Annotated in this window: 23 protein-coding genes and 1 pseudogene; 14 read left to right on the top strand and 10 right to left on the bottom strand. The window is 65.0% G+C overall.

Annotated elements, in window-relative coordinates; all coding sequences use genetic code 11:
- Nucleotides 1-101 precede the first annotated feature (101 nt).
- A complete protein-coding gene (locus ABEA02_RS11820; protein ID WP_345533162.1) occupies nt 102-548 on the top strand; it encodes a hypothetical protein in 447 nt (148 codons plus the stop codon).
- A 21-nt stretch (nt 549-569) separates the two neighbouring features.
- On the opposite strand, the gene ABEA02_RS11815 is transcribed toward ABEA02_RS11820, so the two are convergent.
- Nucleotides 570-1034, bottom strand: coding sequence for a RidA family protein (locus tag ABEA02_RS11815; protein ID WP_345533160.1), 465 nt, complete (start codon nt 1032-1034; stop codon nt 570-572).
- Nucleotides 1035-1137: 103 nt separating this feature from the next.
- Between ABEA02_RS11815 and ABEA02_RS11810 the strand changes: the two genes are divergently transcribed.
- Nucleotides 1138-3165, top strand: a complete 2028-nt coding sequence (locus tag ABEA02_RS11810; protein WP_345533159.1) for a helicase-related protein — start codon at nt 1138-1140, stop codon at nt 3163-3165.
- Between the two features lie 62 nt (nt 3166-3227).
- Nucleotides 3228-3566: a hypothetical protein gene (locus ABEA02_RS11805; RefSeq protein ID WP_345533158.1), complete on the top strand. Its 339-nt coding sequence runs from the start codon at nt 3228-3230 to the stop codon at nt 3564-3566.
- Nucleotides 3567-3585: 19 nt separating this feature from the next.
- Here ABEA02_RS11805 and ABEA02_RS11800 read toward each other — a convergent pair whose 3' ends face one another.
- Entirely contained in the window at nt 3586-3972 is a 387-nt protein-coding gene (locus ABEA02_RS11800; protein ID WP_345533157.1) for a VOC family protein, read from the bottom strand.
- Between the two features lie 80 nt (nt 3973-4052).
- Here ABEA02_RS11800 and ABEA02_RS11795 point away from each other — a divergent pair, with 80 nt between their 5' ends.
- Nucleotides 4053-4847, top strand: a complete 795-nt coding sequence (locus ABEA02_RS11795) for a class I SAM-dependent DNA methyltransferase (RefSeq protein ID WP_345533156.1) — start codon at nt 4053-4055, stop codon at nt 4845-4847.
- Nucleotides 4848-4856: 9 nt separating this feature from the next.
- On the opposite strand, the gene ABEA02_RS11790 is transcribed toward ABEA02_RS11795, so the two are convergent.
- The 3 genes from ABEA02_RS11790 to ABEA02_RS11780 all read right to left on the bottom strand — a co-directional run bounded on the left by ABEA02_RS11790 (nt 4857) and on the right by ABEA02_RS11780 (nt 7103).
- The gene (locus ABEA02_RS11790) at nt 4857-5882 is read right to left on the bottom strand and encodes an endonuclease/exonuclease/phosphatase family protein (protein WP_345533155.1); all 1026 of its coding nucleotides are present in this window, start codon (nt 5880-5882) and stop codon (nt 4857-4859) included.
- A 134-nt stretch (nt 5883-6016) separates the two neighbouring features.
- Nucleotides 6017-6301, bottom strand: a complete 285-nt coding sequence (locus ABEA02_RS11785) for a DUF2277 domain-containing protein (RefSeq protein ID WP_345533154.1) — start codon at nt 6299-6301, stop codon at nt 6017-6019.
- 10 nt (nt 6302-6311) lie between these two features.
- Entirely contained in the window at nt 6312-7103 is a 792-nt protein-coding gene (locus tag ABEA02_RS11780; RefSeq protein WP_345533153.1) for an alpha/beta fold hydrolase, read from the bottom strand.
- A gap of 97 nt (nt 7104-7200) precedes the next feature.
- Here ABEA02_RS11780 and ABEA02_RS11775 point away from each other — a divergent pair, with 97 nt between their 5' ends.
- Nucleotides 7201-8235, top strand: coding sequence for an Ldh family oxidoreductase (locus ABEA02_RS11775; protein WP_345533152.1), 1035 nt, complete (start codon nt 7201-7203; stop codon nt 8233-8235).
- A gap of 19 nt (nt 8236-8254) precedes the next feature.
- Here ABEA02_RS11775 and ABEA02_RS11770 read toward each other — a convergent pair whose 3' ends face one another.
- The 4 genes from ABEA02_RS11770 to tpx form a co-directional block, all read right to left on the bottom strand.
- Nucleotides 8255-9007: an aspartate/glutamate racemase family protein gene (locus tag ABEA02_RS11770; protein WP_345533151.1), complete on the bottom strand. Its 753-nt coding sequence runs from the start codon at nt 9005-9007 to the stop codon at nt 8255-8257.
- A gap of 209 nt (nt 9008-9216) precedes the next feature.
- Entirely contained in the window at nt 9217-9672 is a 456-nt protein-coding gene (locus tag ABEA02_RS11765) for a carboxymuconolactone decarboxylase family protein (protein WP_345533150.1), read from the bottom strand.
- A gap of 220 nt (nt 9673-9892) precedes the next feature.
- Nucleotides 9893-10768: an RNA polymerase sigma-70 factor gene (locus ABEA02_RS11760; RefSeq protein WP_345533148.1), complete on the bottom strand. Its 876-nt coding sequence runs from the start codon at nt 10766-10768 to the stop codon at nt 9893-9895.
- 289 nt (nt 10769-11057) lie between these two features.
- Nucleotides 11058-11558: a thiol peroxidase gene (gene tpx, locus ABEA02_RS11755; RefSeq protein WP_345533147.1), complete on the bottom strand. Its 501-nt coding sequence runs from the start codon at nt 11556-11558 to the stop codon at nt 11058-11060.
- A 304-nt stretch (nt 11559-11862) separates the two neighbouring features.
- Here tpx and ahpC point away from each other — a divergent pair, with 304 nt between their 5' ends.
- The 8 genes and pseudogenes from ahpC to ABEA02_RS11715 all read left to right on the top strand — a co-directional run bounded on the left by ahpC (nt 11863) and on the right by ABEA02_RS11715 (nt 20233).
- The gene (gene ahpC, locus ABEA02_RS11750) at nt 11863-12426 is read left to right on the top strand and encodes an alkyl hydroperoxide reductase subunit C (protein ID WP_345533146.1); all 564 of its coding nucleotides are present in this window, start codon (nt 11863-11865) and stop codon (nt 12424-12426) included.
- Nucleotides 12427-12794: 368 nt separating this feature from the next.
- Nucleotides 12795-14372: an alkyl hydroperoxide reductase subunit F gene (gene ahpF, locus ABEA02_RS11745; RefSeq protein ID WP_345533145.1), complete on the top strand. Its 1578-nt coding sequence runs from the start codon at nt 12795-12797 to the stop codon at nt 14370-14372.
- 130 nt (nt 14373-14502) lie between these two features.
- The gene (locus ABEA02_RS11740) at nt 14503-15105 is read left to right on the top strand and encodes a CDP-alcohol phosphatidyltransferase family protein (protein ID WP_345533144.1); all 603 of its coding nucleotides are present in this window, start codon (nt 14503-14505) and stop codon (nt 15103-15105) included.
- 46 nt (nt 15106-15151) lie between these two features.
- A complete protein-coding gene (locus tag ABEA02_RS11735) occupies nt 15152-16918 on the top strand; it encodes a bifunctional alpha/beta hydrolase/class I SAM-dependent methyltransferase (protein ID WP_345533143.1) in 1767 nt (588 codons plus the stop codon).
- 10 nt (nt 16919-16928) lie between these two features.
- The gene (locus ABEA02_RS11730; protein ID WP_345533142.1) at nt 16929-18221 is read left to right on the top strand and encodes a phosphatase PAP2/dual specificity phosphatase family protein; all 1293 of its coding nucleotides are present in this window, start codon (nt 16929-16931) and stop codon (nt 18219-18221) included.
- Complete coding sequence (locus ABEA02_RS11725) at nt 18218-18643, top strand: hypothetical protein (protein ID WP_345533141.1); 426 nt, start codon at nt 18218-18220, stop codon at nt 18641-18643. Before ABEA02_RS11730 ends, ABEA02_RS11725 begins: the two co-directional genes overlap by 4 nt.
- Nucleotides 18636-19031, top strand: a pseudogene (locus ABEA02_RS20175) (lysophospholipid acyltransferase family protein); the annotation flags it as partial. The gene ABEA02_RS11725 and the pseudogene ABEA02_RS20175, both read left to right, overlap by 8 nt.
- 218 nt (nt 19032-19249) lie before the next feature.
- Nucleotides 19250-20233: a phosphatidate cytidylyltransferase gene (locus ABEA02_RS11715; RefSeq protein WP_345533139.1), complete on the top strand. Its 984-nt coding sequence runs from the start codon at nt 19250-19252 to the stop codon at nt 20231-20233.
- Nucleotides 20234-20294: 61 nt separating this feature from the next.
- Here the strand turns inward: ABEA02_RS11715 and ABEA02_RS11710 are convergent, their stop codons facing one another.
- Complete coding sequence (locus tag ABEA02_RS11710) at nt 20295-20930, bottom strand: PEP-CTERM sorting domain-containing protein (protein WP_345533138.1); 636 nt, start codon at nt 20928-20930, stop codon at nt 20295-20297.
- A gap of 314 nt (nt 20931-21244) precedes the next feature.
- Here ABEA02_RS11710 and ABEA02_RS11705 point away from each other — a divergent pair, with 314 nt between their 5' ends.
- Nucleotides 21245-22156 carry a hypothetical protein gene (locus ABEA02_RS11705; RefSeq protein ID WP_345533137.1) on the top strand — a complete coding sequence of 304 codons (912 nt, stop codon included), beginning with the start codon at nt 21245-21247 and terminating at the stop codon, nt 22154-22156.
- Nucleotides 22157-22159 lie beyond the last annotated feature (3 nt).

Raw genomic sequence — 22159 nt, 5'->3', positions numbered from 1 at the left:
GCCCGTGTAGACGTGTCGCGTCCCGTGTTTTCCCTCACCAGAATGAATCTGGCTTCAGCCCTGATGCAGGCTGATCCGGTACGTTTGAAAGGAGAGAAATCATGAGAATGAAAAACACTGACATGACGCTGTATCCGAACTTCACCCGCTGCGTAAAAAATGATCTGCCCAAGTACGCAGCAGACACCGAAATTGCGCTGGCGATGCGCGAAATCGGCGGCCTGGACAATGCCGCGCTGGTGCGGGCGCTCAGCTGGAACGATGGCCCCGATATTGCCGTTGTTGCCAACCTGGGCGCTTATGGCGAGTTCACCTCGGGTGCTCAATCCAATGAAATCCGCATCTCACAGAAGCTGGTGCAGGACTACGAGAGCGGCATGGATCTGCGCAACAGTTTCCGCAAAGGGAGCGTGCATTTCGCCGTAGTCACCCTGCTGCACGAGCTGGTGCACTGGGGTGACGACAAGATGGGCATTGACCGGCCCGGTGAAGAGGGCGAGGAGTTCGAGAGGCGGATCTACGGCAACGTTGTAGGTGAACTGGGTTGAGCCCGACCCAGCGTCGCGACTTCAGCCAATCTCGAAAATCGCATCCGCCTCGACCGCCGCACAGCGCGGCAGCGAGGCCACACCCACCGCCGTGCGCGCATGGCGACCCGCGTCACCGAGCACGGCGACGAAGAGATCCGACGCGCCGTTGATGACGGCCGGGACGAACTCGTACTCGGGCGCGCAATTGACGAAGCCACCGACGCGCACGCAACGCCGCACCCGATCAAGGTCTCCATCACAGGCCAGCTTGAGGCAGGCCAGCAGGTTGAGCGCGCACAGGCGGGCAGCCCGCACGCCCTCGTCAAGCACGAAGTCGCGGCCCAGCTTGCCGACATAAGGCACGCTGCCGTTCCACTCGCAGACCTGACCGGCGAGGAACACCATGCTGCCCTGCTGCGTCCAGGGCACGAAGTTGGCGATGGGCACGGGCGGCGTCGGTAATTCGAGGCCGAGGGCCGCGAGGCGTTGTTCGATCTGGCTCATGGCGGGTTTCCGTAGCAGCGGCGACAGCGCACAGTGTGAGCCCGTCTGTCATGATGCGCATCCCCGGCCTTGCAATGACGCCAGCCTGACCCGGCAGAATCCCTTGCCTACTGCGAACACGCCCTACGACCCCCTCGACAACACCGGCGCCGAGCCAATCGCTGAAGTCGCGCGCCCCGACGAGCAGATCGCCGCCTACCTCGGCCGCTTCGGCGCGCGCTTCATCCACACCCACGAAAGCATCGCCATCGAAGTGGCTGGCGAGCTGCGCGGCGAGCTCGATGAGAACCTGTCCGTGCCGTTCCGCCTCGTGCCCGACCAGGGCGTGCTGGCGCGTGTGGCCAAGTGGCGGCGCCTCACCGCAGAACAGCGCCTCGCCCTCGTGCAGGAACGCCTCAACGCCGATGTGCTGGACGCCCTGCACACGCAGCTGCAATCGCTGATCCTCACCGTCGAGCGCCGCGCCTTCAAGGCCGGGCTGGAGCCGGCGCGCTTCCTGGGTGCGCTGCAGAGCGGCCGCGAGCTCGCCAGCCGGCGCTGCCAGATCGTCGAAGACCGGCTTGCCGACGCCATCATCCACAAGCGCGAAGAGAGCCAGCGCGACGTTGCGCTGCGCACCGTGCCGCTGGCGCGCTATCCCGAATCCTTCACGCTGGCGGCCGGGCTGCGCCGCCGCTTCGTGGCGATTCTCGGCCCCACCAACTCGGGCAAAACGCACCGCGCCATGGAGTCACTGGCGCGTGCGAAGAATGGCGTCTACCTCGCCCCGCTGCGTCTGCTGGCGCTGGAGAACTACGAGCGCCTCAGCGAGCAGGGCGTGGCCGTCAGCCTCGTCACCGGCGAGGAACGCCGCATCACCGAAGGCGCGACGCACGTGGCCAGCACCATCGAGATGCTCGACATCCACCGCCGCGTCGAGGTGGCCGTGATCGACGAGATCCAGATGCTCGAAGACCTGGAGCGCGGTGCCGCGTGGACCGCCGCCGTCTGCGGCGTGCCGGCCGACACCGTGTTCCTGCTCGGTTCGGTGTCGGCCCGTGCCGCCATCGAAGCACTGGCGCAGCGCCTCGACTGTGCGCTGGAAGTCGTCACCCTGCAGCGCAAGTCGCCACTCGAAGTCGCCCCGCAAGCCATCGGCGGGCTCAATCGTTTGCAACGTGGTGATGCGGTGATCGCCTTCTCGCGCCGCGACGTGCTGGAGTGGGCCGCACAGATTGCACGCGTGGGTCACAAGGTCGCCGCCATCTACGGCAACCTCTCGCCCGAGGTGCGCCGCACGCAGGCGCAACGCTTCCGCGAGGGCGAGGCCGACATCGTTGTGGCCACCGACGCCATCGGCATGGGCCTCAACCTGCCGATTCGCCGCGTGGTGTTCACCACCGCCGACAAGTACGACGGCATCTCGCAGGACCAGTTGCCGGTGTGGCTCACGCACCAGATCGCCGGTCGCGCCGGTCGCTACGGCATGCACGAGGCGGGCTTTGTGGCCGGATTCGATGACGCCACCCATCGCACCATCGCCCGCCTGCTCAAGATCCGCCCCGACGCCCTGCCCACGCGCGGCTTCTTCGTCACCCCCTCGCTCGACCAGCTGCAGCAGATCGCCAGCGCCACCAACGAGAACCAGCTCGGCAAGCTGCTCGAACTCTTTTCGCGCAACATCGACCTGTCAGACGACTTCTTCCTGCCCGGCGACTTCAGCGAACAGATCGAACGCGCCCGCTGGCTCGACACCCTGCGCCTCACGCTCACGCAGCGCTTCACCTTTTCGCTGGTGCCGATCTCGATGCGCGTGTCCATGTTGAGCGATGCCTGGCACAACTGGGCGCGCAACGTCGCCAACAACCGGCCCAACTACCTCAGCCATGACCTCGAATCCTTCGAGCGCGCGAAGTACCCGCTGCAGGCCGCCGAAGACGCGTGCAAGAAATACTCGGCCTACGCCTGGCTGGGCTACCGGCTACCCGACTTCTTCCCCGATGCGGAGGCGGCGGTTGCGATTGCGCGCGAAACCTCGGAACGCGTCGACCGCATGCTCGCCGCGCAGAACGGCAGCAAGGCCAGTCACCACAAGCCCGACAAGAAGCCGCAACGCCGCGTGGTGCGGCATCACGGCAACCGGCGACACTGAGTCGCAGCCCGGCGTCAGAGCGTGGCAGACTGCGGGCTTAGCCAAACCCGCCCGGAGCCCTCATGCCGATCCGCCCCGACCTGTTGCGCTGGCAGTTTGCCGGCTATCCCGCCAATCACCAGGACCGCGTGAACCTCGTCATCCATGTGCTGACGGTGCCGCTGTTCTGGTTGGGCGCAGCCATGCTGTTACGGGCCCTCATCACGTTCTCACTCCTGTCGCTGGGCATCGGCTTCGGGCTGATGCTGTTCGCATTCCTCGCGCAGGGCATCGGGCATCGTCGCGAGCAGAATCCGCCGGTGCCCTTCGATGGCGCTGCGGACTTTTTCAGCCGCATCGTGGTCGAGCAGTTCGTCAGCTTTCCGCGCTATGCCCTGCAGGGGCTGCGGGCGCGCGACTGAGGGGTGCAGCGTGTGCGCTTCAGCTTTCGGGCACGGGTTCCGAAATCTCGATGAGGTTGAGATCGGGGTCGCGCAGATAGATCGAGCGGATTTTCGACGTGGCGCCCGTGCGCAACACCGGCCCTTCAATGATGGGCCAGCCCGACTCTTTGACACGCGCGATCACCGCATCAAGCGGAATCGACGCGATGAAGCACAGATCCAGCGCACCCGGCACCGGCAGGTGGGCCTTGGGCTCGAATTCGCCGCCGCGCACATGCAGGTTGATCTTCTGCGCGCCGAACTTCAGTGCGAAACGCCCGTTGCCAAAAGTCTCCAGCCGCATGCCCAGCACCCCGGTGTAGAACTGCACGGTGGCATCGAGGTCGGTGGTGGTGAGTACGAGATGGTCGAGGTGATCAATCATGGCGGCGTCCGGCAGACAGGGAGAGTCCTTGTGAGCATAGAGCAGTCCGCGCAGGACTGGCTGGCGGAAAGTACGTAGCCATGACCAATATCGACGCCCTGCGGCATGCTCAGGCGGCGCTGCCCGCCATCTACCGGGACGCGACGGCCTACGACCTGCTCGCCCAGATGACGGCGCCGGCCGATCTGCCGATGTACCGTGCGCTGGCTGCGGAGTTCGGCGGACCGGTGCTGGATCTTGCCTGCGGCACCGGGCGCGTGGCACTCGCACTGGCCGCCGAGGGTTACGAAGTCGAAGGCGTCGATCTGTCGAGTCGCCTGCTGGAGCAGGGCGGGGTTAAGGCGGCGCAGCTCGGCTTGCCTGTCACCTTCCGTCAAGCTGACCTGCGCGCCTTCGATTGCCAGCGCACATTCAGGCTGCTGATCCTCAGCTACAACTCACTCAACCACCTGCACACGCTGACCGACCAGCGCCGATTCTTCGACTGCGCCCGTGCCCACATGGCGCCGGACTCGCGCCTCGTGATCGACACCTTTCAGCCCAGCCTGCAGTTTCTGGGCAATCATCCCGAGCAGCGACGGCCGATCCTGCGCTATCTCGACCCGTATCTGCAGCAGGAAGTGTTGCTGCACGAAGAGCATCACTACGAGCCCGCAACGCAGATCGACACGGTGCAGTGGTTCTACACGATAGGCGCTCAAGCCGAAGCCGCGACGGACACGCTGCGCATGCGCCTGTTCTTCCCGCAGGAGCTCGATGCACTGATCGCCGCAATGGGCTTTGTGATCGAGCGCAAGTCGGGTGACTACGACGGCGCCCCGTTTGGGTCGACGTCGTCGAAGCAGATCATCGTGGCGCGAATGGCTGACGCGTGACGCGCCCGGTCAGGCAGGAAATTCGTTGTCCAGGCCGAACTCGATCCACATCGGCAGGTGATCGCTCATGCGATAGGTGCGCCATTCGTTGAAGCTGCGCCCCGGCTTGCTGGCACGCTCGGCTGCGTAAGCCTCGGCGTCCTCCTTGCGGTAGACGTGTTCGTAGTAATCGAAAACCCCTGCATGCCCGGTCGGCTTGAGGCGACGCAGCTGGCCGAGGTGGGCAATCTGGTCATAGTGCTTGTCGCGCGCCACGTTGCTGCCGGGCACGTTCTGCAGCGCTTCGGGCACCACGAATCCCGCCTTGGTGATGGCCTGCAGGGTGACGTCTTCGCGATTGAAGATGTTGAAGTCGCCCAGCAACAGCAGATCGCTGTCCGTCGGCTTGTCACCCGGCGCGGCCTGCGGCGCGCTGGAGAACTTGCCGGCGTACTTCGCGATGGTTTTGGCGAGCGTTGTGATCTCGGCGAGACGGCGCGGCTCGATGGCGGTGTCGTCGCCATAGTAGATGTGGGTGGTGACGAGCGAGAAATGCGCCCAACCCGCCTGGAAGCCCGCCACATAGGGCGAGCGCGCCCACTGCACGATGCCCTCGGCATCCGCGCTGTTGGGCGGCAACACCAGTTCGGCCGCCAGCCCGCTGAAGCTGATCTTGCGCTTGTCGAACAGGTAGGCCATGCGCTCCGCATTGCCCGCCGTACCCAGCGTCACGTCGGTGACGACGAAGTCCCACGAGCTACCCAGCAAGGCACGCAGCCGCTGCAGGGGATAGAGGCCGTCACGCAGCTCCTGGATCGCGATGAGGTCGAAGCGGCTGAGGATCTCGGCGATGTAGAAATAGGCCTCGTCGGAGCGGAAACCGTATTTGCCCGAATCGAGCTCACGGATGTTCCAGGTCGCCAGCATCAGCGTATCGGCCATGGTGCGCACCGGCAGCGCCGTCGCCAAGGCCGCGCGCAAACGCTGCAAGCCGCTTATGGTGCGCGTGCGCTGCGCCGTATCGGTGATGTTGTTGAGCTGGGCATAGGAAAGCATCGACGATCTCCGCAAGGTGCATGCGCTTGCAATGCAAACGCGTTCTACCCGACATCATCGCCTCCCCCGGCGAGCGCGCCGTGGTTCTGCCTGTAAGTACATACGGGCCGGCTGGATTTGCCCGAAGGGTTCGGTCACCCGGCCTTGTGTGGGCGGGCGAAGCGCGCCGCCGAGCGCTCCCTGGCCTTTGCCGCCTCCACCTCGCGATAGCGCGGCTGCGCCGTCGTCACCATGCCGGCGATGAGTGCACGCGCGGCCAGCGTGACCTCTTCCACCGCCTGCTCGAACACCGCCGCATTGGCCTGTGAAGGCTTGCTGAAGCCGCTGAGCTTGCGCACGAACTGCAGCGCCGCGTCGTGGATTTCGGCTTCGGTTGCGGGCGGTTCAAAATTGAAGAGGGTTCGGATGTTGCGGCACATGGTCGTCTCCTCAATCAGTGGTGGCGCTGACAAAAGCCGTGACGCGCGCCACCACGCCGGGGTCACGCAACAAACGGGCGTGGCCGAGGCCCTGCACCGTCATCAACTCTGCGCCACGCCAGTGACTCGCCGTCAGCACGCTGGCAGCATGCGGAATCACGCGGTCGTCGTCGGCATGCACAAACAGCGCGGGCTGTGACAGCCTGGTGGCGTGCACGGGCATGGAGATGGCGCGGATGTCGACACCGTGTTCGTCTCGCAGGATGTCGAGCATCTGTTCGGTCTGCGCGTCGTCCAGCCCATCACGCAGACAGTAGTCGCGCACGTAGTCCTCGGCATGGGCTGGCGCGGCGAGCAGGGCGGCGCGGTCAATGCGGCAGCCCAGCGCCATGGCGTGGATCAGCACGGCAGCACCGAGCGAATGACCGATCCCCGCGTGGAAGCGATGCTGCGGACCCAACTCGTCTTGCAGCATGAGCAGCGCCTTCGCGGCCATGGGGATGGAGACCTGTTCGCCCTCTGACGCGCCATGTGCAGGCAGGTCCAGCGCCAACACACTGAAGCCCGCCGCGAGCAGGGGCGGCACAAAGTTGCCCAGCTCGCTGGCGGCGCCTTCCCAGCGATGCAGCAGCAGCACGCAAGGTCCTTCACCGACCAGACGGCCAACGAGCTTGCCGACGGGCCCGTCAACGACAACGGTTCGCGCTTCGGGCAGGAAGGGCGCGGCAGCGCGCGTCGAACGGCGTGGTGTCAGGAAAGCCTGGGCGGATTGCTCAGGGGTACGGTAAGGGGCAGGGCGCATTGCGTCATTGTCGGTGAAATGCGGGGATTGCAGCGACGCACAGTGCATGCAGACCCCCTGAACTAGAATCTGCGCTCAGCCTCACACTGCGACGCTCATGACGACGACCACCGACACCCTGCGCATCCCTTACGACCAACTCTGCGCTGCCGTGCAAGCCGCGATGGAAGCGCACGGCCTGCCTGCCGAGGTCGCGCGGATCGAAGCGCAGATCATGGCCGAGGCCGATCTGCACGGCACGCCTTCGCATGGGGTGCGCATGTTGCCGGCCCTGTTGCGGGGTTTTGATGAGGGCCGTGCGAAGACGCAGCCGAACGTACGCGTGCTGCGCGAGTTCGGTGCGATCAGCGTGCTGGATGCGGACAACGGGCCCGGGCGTTACATCGCAGCCATGGCTATGGAGAAAGCCGTCGAGCGCGCGCGCCAGTTCGGCGTGGGTGTTTGCCTGGCGACGCGCACCACACACTGGGGGCGCGCGCATGCCTATGCGCTGCGGGCGGCACAGGCCGGCTGCATCGGTTTCTGCACGACCAATGCGATCCGCACCATGGCGGCCTGGGGCGCGACCTCGGCGGTGATCGGCAACAACCCCATCGCCATCGGCGTGCCGCGCGCAGCGGGCGAGAACCCGGTGGTGCTGGACATGGCGATGAGTCAGGCCGCCGTGGGCAAGGTGGCGACCTTCCTGCGCGAAGGCAAGCCGCTGCCTGCGGGATGGGGCGTGGATGCGCAGGGCCAGCCGACGACGGACGCGAAGGCAATTCTCGGTGGGGCGGTGTCGCCCATGGGCGGGCACAAGGGCGCGGGGCTGGCGCTGATGATGGAGTTCATGACCGCTGCGCTGGGCGGTGGGCTGTTCTGCACCGACGTAACGGGCAGTGGCGGCGCGGTGGAGACGGACGCCAGCAAGCTGTTCATCGCGCTGGATATCGCGGCCTTTGGTGCGGAGGACTTCGGCGCGCGCGTCGAGCGCTATCTCGACTACCTGCGGCAGGATGCGAGCTCGCGCGAGGCGTTCCTGTTCCCCGGCGAACGTGGCTGGGAAGAAGCCGCGCGCAACCTGCGCAACGGGGTTCCACTGCATGCGGAAATCCTTGCGCAGCTGCGGCAGGCCGGGGTACTAGGGGACTGAGGCCCGGCGGGAGGCGGCATCAATGGCCCGCGATGCCCAGTTTCCCGAGCTCGGGCGAGACGTTGAGCCAGGGCAAGTCGAAACCGGGTGCACGGCGCGGTTGACCCGCCTGGTCGGCGACGCGGGCGACGACGTGGCGCACGCCGGCGTCGACGCTGTCGATGAGGGGCACGTCGAGTTCGTCCTGCAGGGTGGCGGCCACACCGGCGAGGCCGGCACCGCCAAGGATCACGGCATCGGCCGAGTAATCGCGCGCGGCCGTGCGGCAGGCTTCACGCAGCAGCTTGCGCGCCCATTCGGGGTCGGCCGCCAGCTGCGCACCGCTGGGCTGCACGGTCTGGATGCCCGCCAGCTGCGTGTAGCCCTGCGCGCTGGCGAGACGTTGCAGCATGGGCTTCCAGCGTTCGCCGCCGGTGACGATGGCAAAACGGCCATGGCGGGTGGCCTCCTCGAACGCTGCCTCGGCCAGACTGCTGACGGGCACGGGTGAGCCCTGGCGCAGGGCTTCGAGGCCGGGGTCGCCAAAGCACCCGAGCATGACGGCGTCGGGTTCATCGGCTGCGGCCGCCTGATCCAGCCAGGCCGCCCAGGCATCCAGCGCGGCATGCGCGGCCACCGCGTAGCTCGCTTCGCAGGCAATGTAGGGCGCGCCGAAGCGGGCCGTCGCCGTATGTACCGTTACCCCGTCGCCCAGCATGGTCTGCACGCGTGTCTGCAGCAGCTGGGTGACCGTCAGCGAGGTATTGGGGTTGATGATGAGCAGTTGGCGCATGTCGGGTTCGCTCCAGCCAGGTTGTTTCGGTTTTGTGTACGCATACCGTGTGCCATTTTGTATGCAAAATAGCAGAGGCCCAGCCCGTGCGGCTTGGCGCGCAGTAGCCCATTGCAGGCCAGCCGGATTGGCTGGCAGGCCGCATGGGCCCTGCACCACAGCGCGGCGGCGAGTGCGCTGGGCTGGGGCAAAGCGGGAAACCGCAGACCTTAGACACTGGCCGGGATGGGTTTGCGGAAGCTGACGTTCATCAGGTTCCAGGCGTTGATGGTGGCGATGGCAAAGCCCAGTTCGGCGATTTCGACTTCGCTGAAGTGTTTGCTGAGCTGTGCGAAGGCTTCGTCGTCGGGATCGCGCTGCGGGATGCTGGTGACAAGCTCGGCCCAGTGAAAAGCGGCGCGCTCTCGCTCGCTGAAGAAGGGGGCTTCGCGCCAACCGGCGACGGCGTTGATGTGGCGCGGCTGCACCTCGGCACGCACGAGGTCTTGCCAGTGCATGTCCATGCAGAAGCCGCAGCCGTTGATCTGCGAGCAGCGCAGCCAGACCAGATCGACGAGACGCGCGCCGAGTGCACCCGATTTGACCGTGGCGGTGAGGTCGAGCATGTGCTGGAAGGCTTTGGGAGCGAGCTGGGTGTGCTGCAGGCGGGGAGTTGTGTGTGTCATGAGACGTCCTTGGTGAAAAGCGGGCCGCACGATGCGGCGCCGTCTGATCACAAGACGCTTCGACTGGAGGGATTGTGACAGGCGGGGCTCCGAAATCTCAAAATGCGTCGTCGTTCCCGCGAAGGCGGGAACCCAGTGACTTTTCACCCGGCTCGAACGACGCTGGATTCCCGCCTTCGCGGGAATGACGAGTCATCGAGGGATCGCGCTGTGCATAGCTTCAGACCTCCGTCGCAATCCGTGCCAGCTTGTCCGGATTGCGCAGCGAATAGATGGCGACGATGCGCTCGCCGTCGGTGACGAAGCTCTGCGCAGATTCGAGCTGGCCGTCGATGAAACGCAGCAGGCCCGGTTCGCCGTTGATGCTGACGGTCTGGTAGCGCACCACGGCACCGAGTCGCCGCCACACGGCCCAGTAGAGATTGGCGATGCGTTCGGCGCCGCGCAGGATCTTGCCGAACGAGGGCATCTTGCCGCCGCCGTCGCCGATGAACTGCACGTCATCCGCCATCAGCGCACGAATCGCCGTACGCTCGCCACTACGCGCCGCATGCATGAAGCGGGCGAGCACGTCGCGGTGCTGGTCGGGCGTGACTTCGAAGCGCGGGCATTCCTGCCGCACGCGTTCAGCCGCCCGATGCACCATCTGCCGGCAGGCAGCTTCGCTCTTGCCCAGCAGTTCGGCGATCTCGGCGTAGTCGTAGTCGAACACCTGGCGCAGCAGGAAGGCGGCGCGTTCTTCGGGCGCGAGGCGTTCGAGCACCCACAGCAGGGCCACCGAGAGCTCGCTGGCCATCTCGACGGCGGCCTCGGGCGTGCGCTCGTCGAGCTCCACCAGCGGCTCGGGCAGCCAGAAGCCGACGTAGGCCTCTCGCTCGGAGCGAGCGGCGCGCAGGCGATCGATGGCGAGGCGTGTCGTGACGGTTACCAGCCAGGCTTCGGCCGATTGCAGGGCGGTCTGGTCCGCCGCCTGCCAGCGCAGCCAGGCGTCCTGCAGCACATCATCGGCATCGGCGCGCGTGCCGAGCATGCGGTAGGCGATGGCGAACAAGCGCGGGCGCAGGGCGGTGAAGGTGTCAGCGGGGGAGGCTTGCATGGGCGGAGTCTGCCGGAGAAAGACGCTAGACGCGGCAGGTCGGGGTTTTGTGACAACGTCCGCCTATCCCGTCATCCCCGCGAAGGCGGGAATCCAGTGACTTTTGAACCTGCCCGAACGACGCTGGATTCCCGCCAACCCTCTCCCCCAACCCCTCTCCCGCTTGCGGGAGAGGGGCGCTTCGGGTTGGTGCGCCAGTTGCAGAGCCGGCGGGAATGACGGCTAGTGTCCCGACGCTCACAAAGCAAAACGGCCGCTTGCGCGGCCGTCTCGTCCTGCCGGGCTCTTCTTACTTGAGCACTGCGAGGGCAGCAGCGTAGTCCGGCTCCTGCTTGATCTCGGGCACCAGCTCGGCGTGCAGCACCTTGTTGTTTTCGTCGACGACGACGACGGCACGGGCGGTCAGGCCAGCCAGCACGCTGCTGGTGATGTCCACGCCGTAGGCCTTCTTGAAGCCGCTGTCGCGGAAGGTCGACAGGGTCTTCACGTTGGCGAGGCCTTCGACTTCGCAGAAGCGCTTGGCAGCGAAGGGCAGGTCAGCCGAGATGACCAGCACGGTGGTGTTGGCGAGGCTGGATGCCTCTTCGTTGAACTTGCGCGTCGAGGTGGCGCAGACGGGGGTGTCGAGGCTTGGGACAATGTTCAGGACCTTGCGCTGACCGGCGAAGCTGGCCAGGCCGTAGTCGGCGAGGTCGCCGCCCACCAGCTTGAATTCGGCAGCGGTGTCACCGGCCTTGGGGAAAGTGCCGGCCACGTCGATGGCGTTGCCGCCCAGGGTAACTGTGCTCATCTTTGTTCTCTCTCGGATTGGGGAGGTTGGAAACGGGTGGAATGCACCCAGATGGGGGTATTGCAGGGCAGCAGATCTGCCGCAGGCAGAATGCTAACCCGTAAACCCGGCTATCCGACCGGCTTTTGCGGAGCAGCAATATGTGGCCGGATCGCCCAGACTGATAGTCCGCTGCATCCCGCCAGCTTGGTCGAACGATAGGCTTAGTCAATTCGTAACATGCCGACAATCAATTAGAGCTATTTATCGGCCGGCTTTAAGATGCACCCACTTTGTTCTTCTACCCACCACAAGGAGCAGTGAAATGTCCCTCATCAACACGCAAGTCCAGCCGTTCAAGACGCAAGCTTTCCACAACGGCAAGTTCGTCGAAGTGTCCGATGAAAGCCTCAAGGGCAAGTGGTCCGTGCTGATCTTCATGCCGGCCGCCTTCACCTTCAACTGCCCGACCGAGATCGAAGACGCCGCCGACAACTATGCCGAGTTCCAGAAGGCCGGCGCAGAGGTGTACATCGTCACGACCGACACCCACTTCTCGCACAAGGTGTGGCACGAAACCTCGCCCGCCGTGGGCAAGGCCAAGTTCCCCCTGGTTGGCGATCCGACGCATGCCCTGACCAACGCTTTCGGCGTGCACATCCCTGAAGAAGGCCTGTCGCTGCGCGGCACCTTCGTGATCAACCCCGACCTGGTGATCAAGACGGCTGAAGTGCACTCCAACGAGATCGCCCGTGACGTCAAGGAAACCCTGCGCAAGCTGAAGGCCGCCCAATACACCGCCGCCAACCCCGGCCAGGTGTGCCCGGCCAAGTGGAACGAAGGTGCCAAGACCCTGACGCCCAGCATCGATCTGGTCGGCAAAATCTAAGTCAACGCCATAGACCTACTGCGCGGGCGGATCTCGAAGCTGCGGTGCTCGACGTACAACACGTACGTCTGCGCGCCTCCCTTCGACCTCCACCCGCTCGCTACGGTCTCTGGCATTGCCTGAGTCATTTTAAAAAAGACAAAAAGCAGCACCCCAGCCCCAACAGCGAGCCCTTCGGGGTTTCGCTGAAAGTGCCCCGGCTTTACGCACGGCACAGCCGCTTCCCGCTCCCCTCCCCCGCACGCGGGGGAGGGGCTGGGGGAGAGGGCTGATCCCTGACTCGCCGACGGACGCTTTCAACGAGATCCCGTGTCACCTCACCGGATACCGGCAGAGAAGCCGGTTCAGCAGCAAGAAAGGAACGCACCATGCTCGACGCCAATCTGAAAGAACAACTCGCGGGTTACCTGCAACGTGTGACGCAGCCCTTCGAGATCATCGCTTCGCTGGATGACTCGGACTCGGCGCGCGAGATGCACGAGTTGCTGCAGGAGGTTGCCGCGCTGTGCGACAAGATCACGCTGCGCACCGATGGCCAGGCCGCGCGCAAGCCCTCGTTCGCGCTCAAGCGCATCGGTAGCGATACCAGCCTCACGTTCGCCGCGATCCCCATGGGCCACGAGTTCACCTCGCTGGTGCTGGCGCTGCTGTGGACAGGTGGCCATCCGCCCAAGGTCGAAGACGGCGTGCTCGACCAGATCCGCGCGCTCGACGGTGACTTCAATTTCGAGGTCTACATGTCGCTCACCTGCCACAACTGCCCGGACGTGGTGCAGGCGCTGACGCTCATGTCGATCTACAACCCGAAGGTGAAGACGGTCATCATCGACGGCGGCCTGTTCCAGGACGAAGTGACGCAGCGCGAGATCATGGCTGTGCCCGCCGTGTGGCTCAACGGCAAGTCCTTCAACTCGGGTCGTGTCACGGTCGAAGAACTGCTCGCCAAGCTCGACACCGGCGCCGCCGCGCGCGATGCGGCCAAGCTCTCGGCCCGCGAACCCTATGACGTGCTGATCGTGGGCGGTGGCCCGGCTGGCGCGGCAGCGGCCGTGTATGCCGCACGCAAGGGCATCCGCACGGGTGTGGCGGCCGAGCGTTTCGGCGGTCAGGTCAATGACACGCTGGCCATCGAGAACTTCGTCTCCGTCATGGAAACCGAAGGGCCCAAGTTCGCCGCTGCGCTCGAAGCCCACGTGCGCGCCTACGACGTCGACATCATGAACCTGCAGCGCGCCAAGCGCCTGATCCACGCCGAAGAGCCGGGCGGTCTGGTGCAGATCGAACTGGAGAATGGCGGCGTGCTGAAAAGCCGCAGCGTGATCATCTCGACGGGTGCCCGCTGGCGCAACGTGAACGTGCCCGGTGAGCAGGAGTACCGCAACAAGGGCGTGGCCTACTGCCCGCACTGCGACGGCCCCCTGTTCAAGGGCAAGCGCGTCGCCGTTATCGGTGGCGGCAACTCGGGCGTCGAGGCCGCCATCGATCTGGCCGGCATCGTCGAGCACGTCACCCTGCTGGAGTTCGGCGAGCAACTGCGCGCCGACGCGGTGCTGCAAGCCAAGTTGAAGAGCCTGCCCAACGTCACGGTCCACACCATGGCGCAGACGACGGAGCTGACGGGCGATGGCAACAAGCTCAACGGCATCACCTTCACGGATCGCAGCAGCAACACCTCCAGGCACATCGAGCTCGAAGGCGTATTCGTGCAGATCGGTCTGGTGCCCAATACCGAGTGGCTCAAGGGCACGCTGGAGCTGTCGAAGCATGGCGAGATCATCGTTGACGCCAAGGGCCAGACCAACCTGCCCGGCGTCTTCGCCGCCGGCGACGTGACGACGGTGCCGTACAAGCAGATCATCATCGCCACCGGCGATGGCGCGAAAGCCGCACTGTCGGCGTTCGACTACCTGATCCGCACACCGGCGCCTGAAGCTGTGGCAGCCTGAACTTCGTACTTGTGCCGTCACGAACAGCCGGGCTCGCCCGGCTGTTCGTTTTCCGGCTGTAGCCTGCAACGCGTCGTCTGCCCTTATGTCCCTTGCTTACCCCGGGGCACTCAGGGAAACTGCGGGCCACATGAGCATCTATGCACTCAAGCCGAAGTTTCAGGCGCTGTTGCGCCCCATCGTCCGTCGGCTACACGCCGTCGGCGTCACCGCCAACCAGGTCACCCTGATCGCCTGCCTGGTGTCCGTCGCCCTCGGCATCTGGCTGTGCCTGCAGCCGCAGCCCGTGCTGTACCTGTGGCTGCCGCTGTGGATGTTCCTGCGCATGGCCTTCAACGCGGTCGACGGCATGCTGGCGCGCGAGTTCGGCCAGAAATCAAAGCTCGGGGCCTATCTCAACGAGCTCACCGATGTGATTTCGGACGCTTGCCTGTACCTGCCCTTCGCCTTTCTGCCGCACTTTGCGCCGTTGTGGGTGGGGGTGTTCATCGCCCTGTCCATCGTCGTCGAGATGACGGGCGTCGTCGGCCTCATGGTCGGCGCATCGCGGCGATATGACGGCCCCTTCGGCAAGAGCGACCGCGCCTTCGTGATCGGCGCGCTGGCGCTGGCCATCGGCCTCGGTCTGCCCGTGCAAGGCTGGCATGCCTTCGTTTTCCCCCTCATGAGCATGCTGTGCGGCCTGACCATCTGGCGTCGCGTGCAGCGTGGCCTGCAGGAGGCGCAGTCGTAATTTCTCCCATATCAATCAACCGGCACAGCTGTGCCATGGAGCATGCATGAGTCGTCAGGTGATGGAAGCGCAGTTTTCGACGAGTGATGGCGAGCAGCTTTTCTACCGCCACTGGCCCGCGCAGAGCGACAAGCCGCGCGGTGTGATCGTGATCTTCCACCGCGGTCACGAGCATTCCGGACGCATGGCCCACGTGGTCGATGAACTCGACCTGCCGGACTTCGCCTTCTACGCCTGGGATGCACGTGGCCATGGCCGCTCGCCCGGTGTGCGCGGCTTCAGCCCGAGTTTCGGTCGCTCGGTGCGTGATGTGGATGAGTTCGTGCGCTTCGCGGCCGCGCAGAGTGGCGTGGCGCTGTCGGATGTTGGCGTCATCGCGCAGAGCGTAGGCGCCGTGCTGGTCAGCACCTGGGTGCATGACTACGCGCCCGACATCCGCTGCATGTCACTCGCCTCGCCTGCCTTCAAGGTCAAGCTCTACGTGCCGCTTGCCGTGCCGGGGCTGGCTTTGATGCACAAGCTGCGTGGCAACTTCTTCGTCAATTCCTACGTGAAGGCGAAGTTCCTCACGCATGACCCGGCACGCATCGCGTCCTACGACAGCGATCCGCTGATCACGCGGCCGATCTCGGTGAACATCCTGCTGGCGCTCTATCAGGCGGCGGAGCGCGTGGTGTCCGATGCCGGAGCGATCCATGTGCCCACGCAGTTGCTGATATCCGGCGCTGACTGGGTGGTGCACCACGGCCCGCAGCATGCGTTCTTCGACGGGCTGGGCAGCCGCATCAAGGAACGCCATGTGCTGGACGGCTTCTTCCACGACACGCTGGGCGAGAAGGACCGTCACCTCGCGCTGGCCAAGCTGCGCAGCTTCCTGCTGGCGCGCTTTGCCGAAGCGCCGCAGCGCCCGGCCCTGCTCGACGCGCACAAGAGTGGCTACAGCTACGACGAGTACAAGCGCCTTGAGCAACCGCTGTCCGTGTTCAACCCGAAGCGCTGGGCCTTCGCCATCTCGCGTCTGTCGATGGCGACCCTGGGGCGCCTGTCCGAGGGCGTACGCCTGGGGCTGGAAACCGGTTTCGATTCGGGCAGCACGCTGGACTATGTGTATCGCAACGAGGCACGCGGCGTCTCGCTGCTCGGTCGCCTGTTCGACCGCAACTACCTCGATGCCATCGGCTGGCGCGGCATCCGCCAGCGCAAGCTGCACGTGGAGCAGTTGCTGCAGTGGGCCATCGGCCAGCTGCGTGCGGCAGGCCAGCCGGTGCATGTGCTGGACATCGCTGCCGGCCACGGTCGCTACATCCTCGAAGGTATCGCGCAGTTGCCGCAGCAACCGGACTCGGTGCTGTTGCGCGACTACAGCCCGCTCAATGTCGAGAAGGGCAATGCACTGATCGCCGCCAAGGGCATGCAGGGTATCGCGCGCTTCGTAGCCGGTAACGCTTTCGAGCGCGCCTCGCTCTCCAGCCTCACGCCGCGCCCCACGGTAGCGGTGGTGTCGGGCCTCTACGAACTCTTCCCCGACAACGCGCTGCTGCGCGAATCGCTCGCCGGGCTCGCCGATGCGGTGCCCGAAGGCGGCTACCTCGTCTACACCGGCCAGCCCTGGCATCCACAGCTGGAGTTCATCGCCCGCGTGCTGTCCAGCCATCGCGATGGCAAGCCCTGGGTGATGCGTCGTCGCGTGCAGGCCGAGATGGATCAACTGGTCGAGGCCGCCGGCTTCAGCAAGCTGCAGACGCTCAGCGATGAGTGGGGCATCTTCAGCGTTTCTGTCGCACAGCGGGTAGCGCAGCACCGTGCGGGCTGAGGCGGGTCGTTTGCAACGACCCTGGGGCTGGGCCTGCATCTGGGGCCTGGCGCTGGGTGTGTTGTTCTTCAGCAGCTACAACACGGTCAACAGCTTCACCGCGCAGCGCAGTGACGTCGGGGCCTACGTGCTGGCGTGGGAGCGCCACATCCCCTTCCTCGCCTGGACCATCGTGCCCTACTGGTCCATCGATTTCCTCTACGGCATCGCCCTGTTCGCCTCGCGCAGCAAGGCCGAGCTGTTCCGCCTCGGCAAGCGTCTGCTGGCTGCACAGGTGATCTGCATCAGCGGCTTCCTGCTGTGGCCGCTACGCTTCACGTTCGAACGGCCGCATAGCGACGGACTCTTCGGTGCGCTGTTCGACGCACTTGCCGGCTTCGATCTGCCCTACAACCAGGCACCCTCGCTGCACATCTGCCTGCTCGTCGTGCTGTGGCGCCACTACAGCGATCTGGCCGGGCAGCGCGCCTGGCGCTGGTTGTCGCATGTCTGGTTCGCGCTGATCGGCGTGTCGGTGCTGACCACCTGGCAGCATCACAGCATCGATTTGCTGACCGGCTTGTGGGCCGGTGCGCTGTGCCTGCTGCTGGTGCCCGACCAGGCCGCACGCTGGCGTTGGCTCGGCGATCAGCCGCAGCGTTTGCGGTTGGGCGTGCTGTATGGCGCGGGCGCACTGCTGGCCGCCGCTGCAGGCGCGATGCTGTTCCCTGCCGTGACGGCCTGGCTGTTCTACTGGCTCGCTGCCGCACTGGCGCTGGTCGGCGCCATCTACCTCGCGGGTGAGCCGGCGCACTTCGGCAAGCAGGGCAAGCGCATGCCCTGGCGTAGCTGGATGGCCTTGGGCCCCTACCTGCTCGCTGCGCGCCTCAATGCCTGGTTGTGGACGCGCAAGCTGCCTGTTGGCACGGTCGTCGACGAGGGCGTCTTCCTCGGTCGGCAACCCGATGCCGCTCACTTGCAGGCACATGGCGTGCAGACCGTCATCGACCTGTGTGCCGAGCTGCCTTTTCGCGCGGCAGTGGCTGCCCATGCATCGCATCCGCAGCTCGATCTGCTACCGCCTGATGCCGAGTCACTGGCGCATGTGGCGCAAGCCATCGACACGACACGCCAGCAGGGGCCGGTGTGGGTGTGCTGTGCGCTGGGGATGTCGCGCAGCGCGGCGGCCGTGGTCGCCTGGCTGATTCGCCATCGCCAGCACACGCTGGAGCAAGCGCTCGCACGCGTGCGCGCCGCACGACCGCAGGTCGTTCTGTCGGCGGCGGCGCTGGCCGCACTTGCCACGCTGGAGGCACAGCCATGACGCCCGACCAGCAACTCGCCGCGCTGACGGCCGCCTTCCTGCGCAGTGCGCGCGGACTGGCTGGATTCGGCTGGTTGCTGTGCCTGTTGGCCGGGCTCGCGGCGCTGGAAGCAGCCATGCACGGCGACAGCGTCGCACTGCTACTTCACGGACTGGCGCTGACCGCAGGCTTTGCACTGGCCTGGCAGAGTCTGCGCATGCGCTTTGACATCGCCGCGTTCGAACTGATCGCGCGCGACGACGGCGCTGCACTGGCAAACTTCGATCTGGCGCTCAAGCGCCTGGGCCTGCGCGATGGCACGGACTCGCGGGGTCTTGAACAACGTGCCGCTGCCACGCGCAAGATGGTGTCGCGGCTGGCACTGATCGTCTTGCTGGAATTCCTTTTCGTCGCCGCCGGACTCTTCGCCCGCCATGCTTGACCGACTCGCCGGACGCTTCCTCATCCTCCTCGCCCGCCTGCTCACCGGCGCCTATGCCAACTGGGTAGGCTGCCGCCCCGAGCCGCAGCAGCGCCTGTACTTCGCCAACCACTCCAGCCATCTCGACTTCCTGCTGCTGTGGGGCTTGCTGCCGCCCGCGCTGCGCTACCGCACGCGCCCCGTCGCGGGTGCCGACTACTGGAATGCCACGCCGTTGCGGCGTTACCTGATTCACCGCGTGTTCCGTGGCGTGCTCGTCGAGCGCAATCGCAAGGACGCGGGTGACAATCCGCTCGCCCCCCTGCAGGCCGCACTCGATGCGGGTGACTCGCTGATCTTCTTCCCCGAAGGCACGCGCTCGCAGACCGACGAGATGCTGCCCTTCAAGAGCGGCCTCTACCACCTTGCGCAAGCCAACCCGACACTGGCATTGGTGCCTGTGCGCATGGAAAACCTCAACCGCGTGATGCCCAAGGGCGAGCTGCTGCCCGTGCCGCTGGTGTGCATCCTCACCTTCGGCGCTCCGGTTGCACTGGGCGAGGACGAAACCAAAGCCGCCTTCCTGGAACGCGCGCGCCAGACCATTCTCGATTTGCGAGCCTGACCATGAGCCTTGCCAGCAGCCTGCCTTCGATCTCCAGCAACGTGCCCGAAGCGGCGCGCGTACCCACCCTCACGCTGTTCATGGGCATAGGCGCCGTGCTGCTGTTTGCCAGCGTGGTGGGGTGGCTGCTGCGCTGGCGGCTGGGCGGAGACAACGCCGTCGTCGCCAACCTCAATGCGCGCATCAATGCCTGGTGGGTCATGGTGGCCGTGATCGGGCTGGCGCTGCTGGGAGGGCGCACCGGCGTGGTGGTGCTGTTCGGCCTGGTGTCCTTTTTCGCGTTGCGCGAATTCCTGACCCTCACACACACGCGGCGTGGCGATCATCTCGCGCTGCTGGCCTGCTTCTTCGTCTTCCTGCCGCTGCAGTACTGGTTCGTGTGGCACGACTGGTACGGCATGTTCTCGATCTTCGTGCCGGTGTATGCCTTCCTGCTGATGCCCTTTCTGGCCTGCCTGGGGCATGACACGACCCACTTCCTGGCGCGCGCAACGCAGACGCAATGGGGCTTGATGATCTGCGTCTATGCCATCTCGCACGTACCGGCCTTGCTGGCATTGCGCATTGAGGGGTTTGAGGATCGCAACCTGCTGCTGATCGTGTTCCTCATTCTTGTCGTGCAGTCGAGCGACGTGCTGCAGTACGTATGGGGCAAGCTGTTCGGCCGCCACAAGATCGCGCCGAACGTGTCGCCATCCAAGACCGTTGAAGGCTTCATCGGTGGCATCGCCAGCGCCACCGCACTGGGCGCCTCGCTGTGGTGGATCACGCCCTTCAGCCCGCCAGCGGCGGCGGCCATGGCCCTGCTGATCACGCTGATGGGTTTCGTCGGTGGACTCGTCATGTCGGCAATCAAGCGCGACCGCGGCGTCAAGGACTGGGGCCAGATGATCGAAGGACACGGCGGCATGCTCGACCGCCTCGACTCGGTGTGCTTCTCGGCACCGGTATTCTTCCACGCGGTGCGCTACTTCTACACCGCCTGAACCAGGCAGAAATGAAAACGGCCGCCTCAAAGGCGGCCGTTTCTTTTGCGATGCCGTCAGCTCAGACCGGCTTGCGCGAACGCACACCCGCCACGGCCAGCACTCCCAAAGCGACAAGTGCCAGCGTACCCGGCTCGGGCACATTACCGTCGATGCTGTCGGCCATCAGGATCACGCGGGTGCCGCCGTAGTGGAAGCTGCCGTCGTTGTAACCCCAGCCATAGGTCAGCATGGCGCTGTTGGTGTGCCAGCAGGAACCTTTGCTGCTGGAGTAGTACAAATTGATGTCGCAGGAATACAGCTCGACCTTGGCGCCCAGCTCGGCAAATCCCCACGACCAGTTGTTGCTGAAGTACCACTCGGCGCCATTGGCGGTGTGCGTCACATCGGAGCCGTAGCCGGACTGCACGCCAGTGTCGAACAGCACATCGGCGCGTGCCGCAGCGGCCAGCACGCTGAAGCTGTTGCTGCCCGGCACGATGTCGGCAAGCATGAGGTAGTTGCCGCTGCAGCTGCCGAGAATGCTGGACAGACTGGCGACCACGTTGCCGCTGTCGCTGTAGCACTGCGTCCAGCCCCAGCCATTGACCGTGCTGACCGACACATTGGTCTGCACACCAACAGGCAGATAGGTAGCCTGCGCCGTGCCTGCGAGCAACAGGGCTGCCAGTAACATGAGTTTCTTGATGCGCTTCATTGATTCTTCCTGAATGAACGGACACTGCGTTCTGACAGCGAGACCTGCTGTCAATGCATGTTCGCGATAGCGTTTTCCAGCAAGAAGTGCTCCATCGCTTTTCGCGCAGCGTTGTGAAAGGCGTGCAATCAGACGCTTGCCGGAAAGTCGCGTGACATATTTCCAGGTGCCGGATTTCGTTAGCGTAAAGTGCGTCGACGCCTTGTACGCCAGCACCGCGCAGCAATTCACGTTCTCAACAGAACGCCATTTATAGCCTGATGCATAAGGCACAGGTAGAATTTCACCCGCCACAACACTTGCGGATACATGACATGCGCAACCGCTTTACCGCCTTGCTGCTTGCATGCAGCTTCCTGATCGGTCAGGCCATCGCTGCCGACGATGACGGTCTGGTCTACATCAAGTTCGAAGAAGCGCTGCGCGCCCCGAAGATCAAGCTCGACCTGACACCTGACGTCAAGCTGGTCTGGGGCAACAACAAGGCCACTGCTGAGCTCGGCGAAGTTGCCAAACCGGAGCTTTACTCACGCAGCGACTGGGATCGCGGGTTCAGGAACGATCGCGAGACCTGTCTGGTGGCTTTCTCCTACGCGCTCAACGCGATCCTGCGCGACGCAAAGATCCGCAATTACGACCACATCATCGACATCCAGGGCCAGTACAAGCGCGTACCTTCGCCCGATCCGGACTCTTTCGTCTGCAAGCCGGGTTTCCGCGGATCCGACGTCGCCCTGTCCTCCCGCTTTGCCCGCAGTCGTGAGTACGAAGCCCAGCTCAAAGCCCAGCGCGAAAGCCCCGAGTATCAGGCGAAGCTGCGCAACCGTCCTCTTGCACCCAACGTGCTGCTGTTGCCCTTGGCACCGATCCTGGAGTCGGAGGCTGGCAAGAAAATCATCGGCAACGTGCCGCTGCACTTTGGCGAAGACAATGTGCCGGCCCACACCGATACTTTCGGCCCCGACACATTCGGTGAAGATGCCAGCATCCGCCGCTTCGGTCGCGAAGGCGCCTGTACCAAGGCCATTCTCAATGCGCTGACGAACATCGTCGACGAGGTGCGCGGCGAGAAGTACCAGGGCGCCATCATGATCCGCAGCTTTCTCAAGGATCAGTGGGCGCAGGAGCCGCTGCACTACGAATGCGACGTCAGTGGCAGCAGCGCCGAGGTCGTGTTGCTGGCTACCCTGGCACGCTTTCCCGCATCCCCTGCTGCGGCAAAGTAGCCT

The sequence above is a fragment of the Viridibacterium curvum genome, from assembly GCF_039544165.1.
Taxonomy (GTDB): Bacteria; Pseudomonadota; Gammaproteobacteria; order Burkholderiales; family Rhodocyclaceae; genus Viridibacterium; species Viridibacterium curvum.
The sequence above is the reverse complement of the archived record's forward strand: the minus strand, read 5'-3'. Positions and strand labels throughout refer to the sequence as shown.